Source organism: Campylobacterota bacterium, from assembly GCA_040752835.1.
Taxonomy (GTDB): domain Bacteria; phylum Campylobacterota; class Campylobacteria; order Campylobacterales; family Sulfurimonadaceae; genus Sulfuricurvum.
The window spans coordinates 144,763-155,778 of record JBFMGG010000007.1 but is presented as its reverse complement, the minus strand read 5'-3'; the positions used below and the strand labels follow the sequence as shown (position 1 = coordinate 155,778).

11 protein-coding genes are annotated in these 11,016 nt (G+C 54.1%); 2 read left to right on the top strand and 9 right to left on the bottom strand.

The genetic code is table 11. The annotated features are described in order from the left end of the window. The first annotated feature begins 91 nt into the window (after nt 1-91). Nucleotides 92-274, top strand: coding sequence for a hypothetical protein (locus AB1763_06830; protein MEW5832529.1), 183 nt, complete (start codon nt 92-94; stop codon nt 272-274). Between the two features lie 122 nt (nt 275-396). Continuing rightward, nucleotides 397-957: a c-type cytochrome gene (locus AB1763_06825; GenBank protein ID MEW5832528.1), complete on the top strand. Its 561-nt coding sequence runs from the start codon at nt 397-399 to the stop codon at nt 955-957. Between the two features lie 55 nt (nt 958-1,012). Here the strand turns inward: AB1763_06825 and AB1763_06820 are convergent, their stop codons facing one another. The 9 genes from AB1763_06820 to ileS form a co-directional block, all read right to left on the bottom strand. Next, on the bottom strand, nt 1,013-1,687 hold the full coding sequence (locus tag AB1763_06820) for a HesA/MoeB/ThiF family protein (protein MEW5832527.1): 675 nt from the start codon (nt 1,685-1,687) through the stop codon (nt 1,013-1,015). 83 nt (nt 1,688-1,770) lie between these two features. Continuing rightward, nucleotides 1,771-2,571, bottom strand: a complete 801-nt coding sequence (locus AB1763_06815) for a carbon-nitrogen hydrolase family protein (GenBank protein MEW5832526.1) — start codon at nt 2,569-2,571, stop codon at nt 1,771-1,773. Continuing rightward, nucleotides 2,571-2,765 (bottom strand): exodeoxyribonuclease VII small subunit, encoded by a 195-nt coding sequence (xseB, locus tag AB1763_06810; GenBank protein ID MEW5832525.1) that lies wholly within the window; start codon nt 2,763-2,765, stop codon nt 2,571-2,573. Before xseB ends, AB1763_06815 begins: the two co-directional genes overlap by 1 nt. Next, the gene (locus AB1763_06805; protein ID MEW5832524.1) at nt 2,762-3,859 is read right to left on the bottom strand and encodes a homoserine O-acetyltransferase; all 1,098 of its coding nucleotides are present in this window, start codon (nt 3,857-3,859) and stop codon (nt 2,762-2,764) included. The genes xseB and AB1763_06805 overlap by 4 nt, the downstream gene beginning before the upstream one ends. An 8-nt stretch (nt 3,860-3,867) precedes the next feature. Next, complete coding sequence (locus AB1763_06800) at nt 3,868-5,133, bottom strand: O-acetylhomoserine aminocarboxypropyltransferase/cysteine synthase family protein (GenBank protein ID MEW5832523.1); 1,266 nt, start codon at nt 5,131-5,133, stop codon at nt 3,868-3,870. Between the two features lie 103 nt (nt 5,134-5,236). Next, on the bottom strand, nt 5,237-6,682 hold the full coding sequence (gene guaB, locus AB1763_06795) for an IMP dehydrogenase (GenBank protein ID MEW5832522.1): 1,446 nt from the start codon (nt 6,680-6,682) through the stop codon (nt 5,237-5,239). Nucleotides 6,683-6,687: 5 nt separating this feature from the next. Next, complete coding sequence (gatA, locus tag AB1763_06790) at nt 6,688-8,028, bottom strand: Asp-tRNA(Asn)/Glu-tRNA(Gln) amidotransferase subunit GatA (GenBank protein ID MEW5832521.1); 1,341 nt, start codon at nt 8,026-8,028, stop codon at nt 6,688-6,690. Then, complete coding sequence (locus AB1763_06785; GenBank protein ID MEW5832520.1) at nt 8,025-8,150, bottom strand: hypothetical protein; 126 nt, start codon at nt 8,148-8,150, stop codon at nt 8,025-8,027. The genes gatA and AB1763_06785 overlap by 4 nt, the downstream gene beginning before the upstream one ends. After that, nucleotides 8,147-10,921, bottom strand: a complete 2,775-nt coding sequence (gene ileS, locus AB1763_06780; protein ID MEW5832519.1) for an isoleucine--tRNA ligase — start codon at nt 10,919-10,921, stop codon at nt 8,147-8,149. Before ileS ends, AB1763_06785 begins: the two co-directional genes overlap by 4 nt. Between the last annotated feature and the right edge of the window lie 95 nt (nt 10,922-11,016).

Here is an 11,016-nt window from a genome sequence, read left to right as displayed (position 1 = left end):
AAAAGAAATTTCAAAAAATTGTCAAAACCTCTTGACAAGCATGGGGGAGGTAGTGATATACTTCCGCCATAAATTTTTAAGGAGCCTTACCATGTTGAAATTCTTTTCTGCTTTGTTGCTTGCTGCTATGTTCATCGGATGTAGCGAATCTGCCCCTGTTGAAGAGGCAAACGCTACTGTTGAAGCTAACGTTACTGAAGAAGCACCAGTAATGGAAGAAGCTAACGCTACTGAAGCTAACGCTACAGAAGCTAACGCTACTGCTGCTCAGTAAGTTCTTACTTACTCGCTTATTTCGCACTTCGGTGCGAAATTTTATCCCTTTCCTCTTTTTTAAACTTCATTCAAACTAAACACCGTACAATATCCTAATACTTTACCGTTAGGAGATTCGTTATGAAATACATCGCCGCCATCGCCTGTTCGCTGTTATTGATCGGATGCAGTGATTCCGCCCAAACCGAAAGCAACGCCTCCGTCACCCCGAGCGAAACCAATGCAAGCGTCGAAACCAACGTTTCCGAATCCAATCTGACCTCTGCCGTCGACACGGCACCGCAAGCCTCTGCCCCTACAGCCGTTTCCACAACCGAGGCCAAAACATCGGAAACCAAGGTAGCGGAGCCGAAAGCAGCACAACCCGCCCCCAAAGCACCCGTCGCGCCGGTAAAAACGTCCGAACCGGCTCCGGCAAAAGCCGCTGCGTCCGCAGCCGCGGACGGGGGCGCACTGTTCGGACAGAAATGCGCTTCGTGCCACGGAACCAAAGCGGAAAAATCGGCACTGGGAAAATCGCAGGTAATTGCGGGATGGAACGCTCAGCAGGTCAAAGAGGCGCTTAAAGGGTATCAGGCCGGTACCTACGGCAAAGAGATGAAGGCGTTGATGCAGGGACAGGCAAAAGGGCTGAACGACGGACAAATCGACGCTCTGGCGAATCATATCTCCGGGCTCTGATTGTTCAGAACCCTTTCAAAGGCCGAGGGGAACACCGATAGAAAAGATCGCTCCCTTATCGGCTCTTGGGTAATGCGAATTTCTGCGTTACCAGCTCCCCTTCTTCATTAAAAAACAGATAGTAGAGAAAATCTTTTTTGACGCTCAGCCCGGCAAGATACCGCAGCGCCAGATTCGCCTGCAGCGATGCGATGTGCATGACGATCGGAGCCGCAATCCCCGCAGGGGTCTTTTGGGTGATTTTAAACAGCTCGTTGAAAGAGGCCTCGTCGAAAAAACAGACCTGCCCGTTAAAAGCTTCGACCGAGCCGTAAACCCACGGAAGCCCTTTGGCTTTGGCGTAGGTGTTGATCATACCCCGCGTGGGAAGGTTATCGGTCGCATCGACGATGAGATCGACGTCGATCCCTTTTTCCGCGAACTCTTCGAAACGGCAGGCGTGGGGAACCGCTTTGACGTAGGGACAGCGCGACTCGATGAGAGCACACGCCACTTCGGCTTTGTTTTTCCCTTCGTCACCCGTTTTAAAAGCGATTTGACGGTGGATATTGTGGAGACTGACGGTATCGAAATCGATCATGTGGATCTCGCCGATCCCCGAGGCCCCCAGCGCGAACGCCAGCGAAGAACCGAGTCCTCCGCTTCCGATCACGGCGATCCGTTTGTTCTGAAGGCTGCGTTGCGTCTCTTCGCCCCAGAGCTGTACCTGGCGATGGAAATAGTGCATCATGTCGCGTTCCCTCCTGTTAGGATCGTTTACTCTAGCATCGTTTTCGTTAAAAGCCTCCCAATTCGTATCGGTCGGCTCAGGAATCAGATGCGGGCGTTTCGTTTGCGGAGCGCTTCTTTAAAGCCCCACCCTTTGCGCGCTTCACTCAGCGCTTTGCGGTCCAGATCGACGATCAGCAGCTCTTCGGTATTCCCCAGATCCGCTTCGATCTCCCCTTCGGGAGAGATGACCATCGAATCGCCGTAAAACTTCCAGGCATGTTTTTCGTCAAAATATTCGCCGACCCGGTTGGCACGGAGAATGTAGCAGTTATGGGTAAACGCCCGCATTTTCAGGAGTTCGCGCCAGCGGTTGTGCGATTCGAACGTCGAGGCACTGGGGACGAGGACGGCATCGACGTTTTTGGTCTCGACGGCTTCCCAAAGGGGATCGAAATGGGTCTCGAATCCTCCCATAACGGCGAATTTGAATCCGCCTACGGCAAAAATCATGGGCGGTTTGACCGGTTCGACGGGGTTGTTGTAAAATTTTTCCTCGTTCCAGTGCGGGTAGTTGATCAGAAACTGTTGAGGATAGTAGGTGACGCTTCGGGGGCCTACTTTGACGATCGTTTTGGTGCACTCTTTTTTCTTGACGGTGACGATCGGGGCGACAAACACAAGCTCGTATCTGGCGGCCAGCGCTTTGAGGGTCTCGATCTGGTGGGCGCTTTGTTCGGCAATCATCGACACGGGGGTCTGGACCAGTTCTTTGAAAAACGGGTTCAGGAGATATTCTCCCATCAAAACGAGCTTGACCCCTTTTTGATGCGCTACCCGCGCGTAGTTTTCTAGTTTGTTGCTCCCCATTCCGATCGAGGGGAGTTGCAAAAGGGCACAGCGCATCATTGCTCCTGGTTCTTGATGATTTGGATCTGTAATTCGGCTTCTTCGAGCATTTTCTGAGCCGACTGAAGTTCTTTCATCCCCTCTTCGTATGCCTTGATGCTCTCGTTCATCGGCAATGCGGGGTCCATCAGCTTTTCGAGGATCTCTTTGGCTTTGGCGATCTTCGTTTCGAAACTGGCTTCTTCGTTCATAGGGCCTCCCTGACGTAAGTGTCGATTTTATCGATCTCGACCAGAAACGCGTCGTGGCCGTAATCGCTCTCGACCGCGTAATAATCGACGTTCGTTTTCCCCTGCGTCGTCATCGCCGTGTAAATCGCTTCCATTTCGTCGGGCAGGAACAGCAGGTCTTTGGCGAAGCTGACCAGGTAGAGTTCCGCATTGATCTTCGATAACGCCTGTTCCATCGAATCAAACCCCCGCGAGAGGTCGTAAATGTTGATCGCCTTGGTGATGTAGAGATACGAAAGCGGGTCGAACCATTTCGTAAAATTATACCCGTTGTACTCCAGGTACGATTCGATCTGGAATTTCCCGAACAGCTCGAACAATCCGTCGTTACGGCGGTATTCACGCCCGAATTTTTTGGTCATCGACTGATGCGACAAAAAGCTGATATGTCCCGCCATCCGACCGATCGCCATCCCCGGGAGGCCGTTTTCTCGGACCGTGTCGGGATCGTAATAACCGTTTTTGAAATCGGGATCCCTGAGAATCGCTTCCTGCGCGACCTTGTTAAACGCGATCGCCCAGGGCTGGGTCGCGGCGGTTGTCGCCATCGCAATGATCTTTTTGGCGAAATTGGGGAAAAAGACGCCAAACGCAAGCGCCTGCATCCCCCCCATCGATCCGCCGATGATCGCGTGAACCTCATGGATTCCCAGACGGTCGAACAGAATCCGCTGCGCCTTGACCATATCGAGGATCGTGATGACGGGGAATTTGTAACGGTAGGGTTCGTTGTAAGGGTAGCGCAGCGACATCGGGCCCGTCGAGCCGAAACAGCTGCCGATGACGTTGGTGCAGATCACGAAAAAACGGTCGGTATCAACCGCTTTGCCGGGGCCTATTAGTCCGTCCCACCACCCGGGTTTGTTGTCCCCTTCGTACGTACCGGCCGCGTGATGCGATCCGGTGAGGGCATGGCAGATCACAACGACATTGTCTTTTGCGTCGTTCAATTCTCCGTACGTCTCGTAAACGATGTCGTAAGGTTCGAGAATCCTCCCGCTCTCCAGATAAAGAGGGTTGGTAAAATGCTCGCTGTGAATCTGCAGGTTTAACATAACTTCCTTTACGCGTCCAACGCCTGTTTGAGGTCGTTGATCAGATCCCGGCTGTCTTCAAGACCGATACTGAGGCGGATAAGTCCCGCAGGGACGCCGCAGGCGATCAGTTCTTCGTTCGAAAGCTGCTGATGGGTCGTGGAGGCCGGATGGGTGATAATCGATTTGGAATCGCCGATGTTGACGACGAGGGAGAAAAGATTCGTCGCGTCGACGATTTTTTTGGCCTCTTCGAAACTCTCCACCTCGAAACTGAGCAACCCGCTGGACATACCGTCCTCGAAATAGCGCTGCGCATTGGCGTAATTGGCGTTGCTCGCCAGCCCCGGATAATTGACTTTTTTCACTTTCGGATGGGCTTCGAGAAATTCCGCGACGGCCAGCGCGTTGCGCGAGTGTTCCCGCATCCGCAGCGCAAGGGTTTCGATCCCCTGGATAAAGAGCCACGAATTAAACGGCGATACGACTGCACCCAGATCGCGCAAAAGCGACAGCCGGGCTCGCAGCGTAAAGAGCGGCAGAGGAACGTCGACGTACACGAGGCCGTGATAGCTCTCGTCGCTCTCGTTGAACTGCGGGTAGCGTGCGTTTCCTTTGATCAGGTCCGCAAGACCGTGCCGTTCGACCATGATCCCACCGATCGCGAGTCCCTGCCCCGTCGTGTATTTGCTGGCACTGTGGACGACGACATCCACCCCGTGTTCCAGCGGACGGCACAGTACCGGGGTCGCGACGGTATTGTCGACAATCGTGAGGATGCCGTGCTTTTTGGCAATGGCCGCAATCGCACCGATGTCGGCGACATCGATGCTGGGGTTGGTAAGGGTCTCAAAGAAGATCGCCTTGGTTTTGTCATCGACGAGTGCTTCGATCTCTTCTGGGTTGTGGACGTTGAAAAACCGTGCCTGGATTCCAAACCGTTTGAGGGTGTGGGCCGCCTGGGTGAGGGTTCCGCCGTAGAGCTGTCTGGCGCAGACGATATTGTCTCCGGCTTCGGCGGCATTGGCGATCGCGTAAAAAATGGCCGCCATTCCGCTTGATGTCGCCAGACCCGCCGCCCCGCCTTCGAGTGCGGCGAAACGTTTTTCGAACACGTCGGTCGTCGGGTTGTTCAAACGGGTATAGATGTTCCCGAGCTCTTTAAGAGCAAACAGGTTGGCCGCATGCTCAACATCACGGAACTCGTAAGCCGTGGTCTGGTAAATGGGGACGGCCATCGTGCTTTGGGTATCTTTGTCGTATCCGGCATGGATGGCATCGGTTTGAAGTTGCATATTCATCCTTTATGAGGGTTGTTTGGCGCAATTGTATCCACAACCCGTCTGTTTTCCCATGTTTCCCGAACGGTTTAATCACCATCAAACCGATAGGATTTACTTATACGTGATAATTCGGCGCTTCCTGCGTGATAATGACGTCATGGACGTGCGACTCTTTCAGCCCCGCGCTGGTGATCTCCACGAATTCCGCTTTCTCCCAAAAGACGGGAATGCTTTCGCTTCCGCAGTATCCCATCGACGAACGCAGACCGCCCATCATCTGGTGGACGACGGCCGCGATCGTCCCGCGATAAGGTACGCGCCCCTCGATCCCTTCGGGGACGAGCTTGTCGGCAGCGGTCCCTTCCTGGAAATAACGGTCGGTCGATCCTTTGGTCATCGCACCGATGGACCCCATCCCGCGGTACGCTTTGTACTGGCGCCCCTGGTACATGATCGTATCGCCCGGAGATTCCTCCGTACCGGCCAGAAGCGATCCGGCCATGATGGCGCTCGCGCCGACCGCCAACGCTTTGGCGATATCTCCCGAATAGCGGATACCGCCGTCGGCAATGACGGGGACGCCGTGTTTGCGTGCCGCGCCCGCACATTCATCAATCGCCGAAATCTGCGGTACGCCGACACCGGCAACGATACGGGTCGTACAGATCGAACCGGGTCCGATACCGACTTTGACGCCGTCGACACCCGCTTCGATGAGTGCTTCGGTCGCTTCAGCCGTCGCAACGTTGCCGGCGATGATGTCGATGACCATCTCTTTTTTAATCGCTTTGACGGTGTCAATGATCCCTTTGGAATGGCCGTGTGCCGAGTCGAGGACGAGAACGTCCACTCCCGCGTCCACCAGGGCGCGGGCGCGGTCGATCTGACCTACGCCGATCGCGGCGCCGACGCGAAGACGTCCGAAATCGTCTTTGTTGGCGTGCGGGTATTCGATCCGTTTTTTGATATCCTTGATCGTGATCAACCCTTTGAGACACCCTTCGTCATCGATGATGGGGAGCTTTTCGATCTTGTTTTTGTGCATGATCTGCTCGGCTTCTTCGAGGGTGATTCCGGCTTTCGCGGTGACCAGAGGCATCGGCGTCATCACCATGTGGGCCTGTTTTTTGAGATCTTTTTCAAAACGCATGTCGCGGTTGGTCAAAATGCCGAGCAGTTTGTTATGGGCATCCACAACCGGAACACCCGAAATTTTAAACTCGCTCATGAGCTGCTCCGCATCGGCGAGAGTTGCGTCCGGCAGAACGTAGATCGGATCGATGATAATCCCGCTTTCGGATTTTTTCACTTTTTTGACCTGTTTGACCTGCGTTTCGATGTCCATGTTCTTGTGGATGATCCCGATTCCCCCCAGATGCGCCATCGCAATCGCCGCACGGTATTCGGTCACCGTATCCATCGCCGCGGATACCATCGGAATGTTCAACGGGATGTTACGGGTCAGCATCGTTTTGAGACTCACCTCTTTCGGGAGAACCTCGGAGTATTTTGGGATGAGAAGCACGTCTTCAAATGTGAGGGCACGTTTACGAATATTCATATGGTTTATCCTTTAAGCTTTGTTTCGAGGCTCAGCGCCCCGTTGAACAGGGTTTGCTCCGCATACGGAGCGGCTATCAGCTGCAATCCGACCGGCATCCCGTCCGGAGCCGTATCGACCGGAAGCGAGATGGCCGGAAGCCCGGCAAGGTTGACCGAAATGGTATAGATGTCGCTCAGATACATCTCGAGCGGATCGCTCAGAGCGCCGAACTCGTACGCCGTCCGGGGCGCTACAGGAGTAAGGATCAGATCGACTTCTTCGAAAAGCTTATTATACTCTTCTTGAATCAGAGTCCGCACTTTTTGCGCCTTGACGTAATACGCATCGTAGTATCCCGACGAGAGGACGAAGTTCCCGAGCATGATCCGCCGTTGCACTTCGGTTCCGAACCCTTTCGAGCGGGTTTGGAGGAACGTATCTTTGAGGTTTTCCCCCTCAACCCGGTTGCCGTAACGGATCCCGTCGTAGCGGGCAAGGTTCGTGGTCGCTTCCGCGGTAGCGGTGATGTAGTAGGCCGATATGTCGTATTTCGGGTCCATCAGAGATTTTTCGACAATCGTATGCCCGGCGTTTTTCAACGCTTCAACCGCTTTGGCGTAGGCATCGCGAACTTCTTGGGATGCGTCCTTGACATAATCGGGGACGATGGCGATCGTCAGTTTGACGCCGGGATCAAGTTTGTCGCTGACTTTACCGTCTTGGCGTTCGGCGCTTGTCGAATCTTTAGGATCATATCCTTGGATGATGTCGTACAGGATTGCCGCGTCTTCGACATTCTGGGTCATCGGTCCGATCTGATCGAGAGAACTCGCATACGCTCCCAAACCGTATCGGCTTACCCGCCCATAAGTCGGTTTCATCCCGACGATTCCACAGAACGCGGCAGGCTGACGGATCGATCCGCCCGTATCGCTTCCCAATGCCGCCACGGCCAACCCCGCAGCAACCGCCGCCGCCGATCCGCCCGAGCTTCCGCCGGGGACGCGGCTGGGGTTGAGAGGGTTGAGGGTTTTACCATAGCAGCTGCTCTCGGTTGTTGATCCCATCGCGAATTCGTCCATATTGGTCCGCCCGAACGGACTGAGCCCCGCATCAAGCATTTTTTCGATCACCGTCGCGTTGTACGGAGCGATGTATCCTTTGAGGATATTCGAGCCGCTTGTGATCGACCATCCCTTGACCTGGATGTTGTCTTTGATCGCGATCGGAATCCCCTCTCCGACATTGAGGACATCGATGTAAGCGTTGAGTTCACTCTTCGCTTCTATCTTCGCTTTCAGTTCCTCTTTGAGCTTGGCAACCTCTTCTTTGGAGAGCTTTAACGCTTCTTTGAGTGTTATCATGCACCTTCCTTTGTTCGTTTTGCTTTTTGCACCATATAAATCCCCGCTCCGATGACGGCGAAAATCACCGCTACCGTTTCCGCGATAAAAGCCATCGGCACCGGCTGTGCCACATCGATCATTCGGCGACCATCCAGCCCGAAACAACCTTGGCGCAACGGGGGCAAAGCGTCTCTTCGTTCTCGCTGTGGTATTTCCAGCAGCGGGGGCATTTGGCTTTCGTCGCAAGCGCTACGTTGTAAAGTTCCCCGTCGATCTCGAAAGTCGCTTTGACGTCATCAAGTACGCACGCGCACCATTTGGAGATCACCAGGTACTCTTCGGCATCGCTCTTTCTGAGGCTTTTGGCTTTCGGATCGGCACTTGAAACGACCAGTTCGAGGGTATTTTTAATCACTTTCTCTTTTTTGAGAGTATCAACGATCTCATTAAGCGCTTCACGAACCGCTTTCATGTACTCTTCGTTCCACGTACTTTCAACCGGATCGATCGACGTGTAAACAAGATCGAAAATATCGGCGGCTCCGCCTTTGATTACCGCAGGAGCGTGTTCAAAAATCTCATCGGCCGTATAAGTGAGGATCGGAGCGATCAACCCCAGCATCGAACGGGCGATGATCGCCATCGCGCTTTGCGATGAACGGCGCTCGGGCGAATCAGCATCGTCACAGTACATCCGGTCTTTGGTGATGTCGATGTAGATGCCGCTGAGTTCGTTAACAATGAAGTAGTTCAAGCCGCTCATCCCGTGGACGAAATTGTATTCGCCGAAGAGACGGTGCGTTTCGTCGAATACTTCCTTGGCTTTGGCAACGATCCATTTGTCGATCTCCCCCATTTCGCTGTAGGGGACGATCTGCTCCAGCCCGTCGAGGTTGGCGAGCATGATCCGGAACGTGTTGCGCAGCTTGCGGTACTGCTCGGCCGTCTGTTTGAGGATGTTGGCCGAAATTTTCAGATCTCCCTGATAGTCGCTCATGGCAACCCAGAGGCGGAGAATTTCACTGCCATACTCTTTGAGCACCGATTCTGGAGCGACGACGTTCCCTTTGGATTTGGACATCTTCTCGCCCTTTTCATCGACGGTGAACCCGTGGGTGAGAAGCGCTTTGTAGGGGGCGATGTGCTCGACCGACGCGCTCAGGAAGAGCGAACTCTGGAACCATCCGCGGTGCTGGTCGCTTCCTTCGATGTACAGGTCTGCCGGATAGGTCCCCGCGTCGTAGTTGCGCGATTTCAGGACCGCGTTCCAGGTCGATCCGCTATCGAACCAGACGTCGAGGATGTCGGTCACTTTTTCGAGTTCTTCGGGCTTGTAGGGGCATCCGGGATAAAGCAGTTCGGCAATTTCCATCGAATACCACGCATCGGTTCCGTGCATTTCGAAAATCATCGCGATGAAGTTGAGGACTTTCTCGTCCAGAATCACCTCTCCGGTGGCCTTGACGCGAAAAAACGCGATGGGAACCCCCCAGTCGCGCTGACGGGAAATACACCAGTCTGGGCGGTTTTCGACCATCGATCCCAGACGGTTGCGCCCACTCTCGGGATAAAACGCCGTTTTGGCCACTTCGTCTTTGGCGATCTCGCGAAGCGATTTGGATTCGCCATCAGGCGTTCCGTCGACACTGATGAACCACTGCTTCGTCGCACGGTAAATGAGCGGCGTGTGCGAACGCCAGCAGTGCGGATAGGAGTGGCGAAATTTGGATACTTTAAGCGCCTTATCGCCAAGAAGCTCGATGATCGGCTCGTTCGCTTTAAAGATGTGCATCCCGACAAATTCTTCCGCCTTCGGAAGAAGCTTTTCGCGAACGACGGTCTGATCGTAGCATCCCGTCTCATCGACGGGCATCACCACTTCAAGGTTGTAGCGCAACCCGACACGGTAGTCGTCTTCCCCGTGTCCCGGCGCGGTGTGAACGCATCCCGAACCGTTGTCCATCAATACGTGTTCGCCCAGAACCAGGTGCGATCCCCGCCCGTTGAGCGGATTGATCGCATACAGGTTTTCGAATTTTTTTGCTTCGATCTTCTGAACGACCGTTCCGGTGAAAACGCCCTCTTCCAGAAGTGCTTCGTAGCGTTTTTCGGCGACGATGTAGCCATCGGAAGTGCGGACGTACATTTCATCGGGGTTAAGTGAAATACCGGTATTGGCCGGGAGCGTCCACGGTGTCGTCGTCCAGATAACGATCGCGGCACTGCCTTCGATTCCAACGCGGACTTTGGCTTCATCGGAGAGTTCGAACGCGACGTAGATCGAATAGTCCTCTTTGTCCTCGTACTCCACTTCGGCTTCGGCCAGCGCCGTGCGCTCCGCCCAGCTCCAGTAAACCGGTTTGGAACGCTCGATCAGCAGCCCTTTCTTCGCCACCGAGCACAGGGTACGGTAAATGTTGGCTTCGAATTTATAATCCATCGTCAGGTAAGGGTTATCCCAGTCGGCGACGACGCCGAGCTTTTTGAACTCCTCGCGCTGGATGTCGATGAACTCGCTCGCATGCTCGCGGCAGAGACGGCGCACTTCGGCGGTACTGAGAAGCTCTTTTTTCTGTTTTCCCCCCAGTTTTTTCTCGACCTGCTGTTCGATCGGGAGTCCGTGGCAGTCCCAACCCGGGGTGAACCGGACCGACTTGCCGTTGAAATAATGGTATTTGACGATGATGTCTTTGAGAATTTTGTTCAGCGCGTGACCGATGTGGGTGTGGCCGTTGGCGTAGGGAGGACCGTCGTGCAGCGTAAAGCTTTGGGCGCCCTGACGGTTGGCTTTCATCCGGGCATAGACGTCTTTGGCGATCCATGCGGCATAACGCGCAGGTTCGTTGGAGACCAGGTTTCCGCGCATCGGGAACTCGGTCTGCGGCAGGAGGAGGGTATCTTTATAATCCATTCGGATCCCTTAATAATGAGCATATAAAAAGTGGTGCATTATAGCTTTTAGGTGATTAAATTTTGCTGTCACTATGCTATACTACCCCAATTTTA

Bases quoted from the DNA above. Each gene is read 5' to 3' on its own strand.
- xseB (MEW5832525.1), bottom strand. From the start codon at position 2,765: ATGAACGAAGAAGCCAGTTTCGAAACGAAGATCGCCAAAGCCAAAGAG.
- guaB (MEW5832522.1), bottom strand. From the start codon at position 6,682: ATGAATATTCGTAAACGTGCCCTCACATTTGAAGACGTGCTTCTCATC.
- AB1763_06785 (MEW5832520.1), bottom strand. From the start codon at position 8,150: ATGATCGATGTGGCACAGCCGGTGCCGATGGCTTTTATCGCGGAAACG.
- AB1763_06825 (MEW5832528.1), top strand. From the start codon at position 397: ATGAAATACATCGCCGCCATCGCCTGTTCGCTGTTATTGATCGGATGC.
- AB1763_06800 (MEW5832523.1), bottom strand. From the start codon at position 5,133: ATGCAACTTCAAACCGATGCCATCCATGCCGGATACGACAAAGATACC.
- AB1763_06815 (MEW5832526.1), bottom strand. From the start codon at position 2,571: ATGCGCTGTGCCCTTTTGCAACTCCCCTCGATCGGAATGGGGAGCAAC.
- AB1763_06820 (MEW5832527.1), bottom strand. From the start codon at position 1,687: ATGATGCACTATTTCCATCGCCAGGTACAGCTCTGGGGCGAAGAGACG.
- ileS (MEW5832519.1), bottom strand. From the start codon at position 10,921: ATGGATTATAAAGATACCCTCCTCCTGCCGCAGACCGAGTTCCCGATG.
- AB1763_06805 (MEW5832524.1), bottom strand. From the start codon at position 3,859: ATGTTAAACCTGCAGATTCACAGCGAGCATTTTACCAACCCTCTTTAT.
- AB1763_06830 (MEW5832529.1), top strand. From the start codon at position 92: ATGTTGAAATTCTTTTCTGCTTTGTTGCTTGCTGCTATGTTCATCGGA.
- gatA (MEW5832521.1), bottom strand. From the start codon at position 8,028: ATGATAACACTCAAAGAAGCGTTAAAGCTCTCCAAAGAAGAGGTTGCC.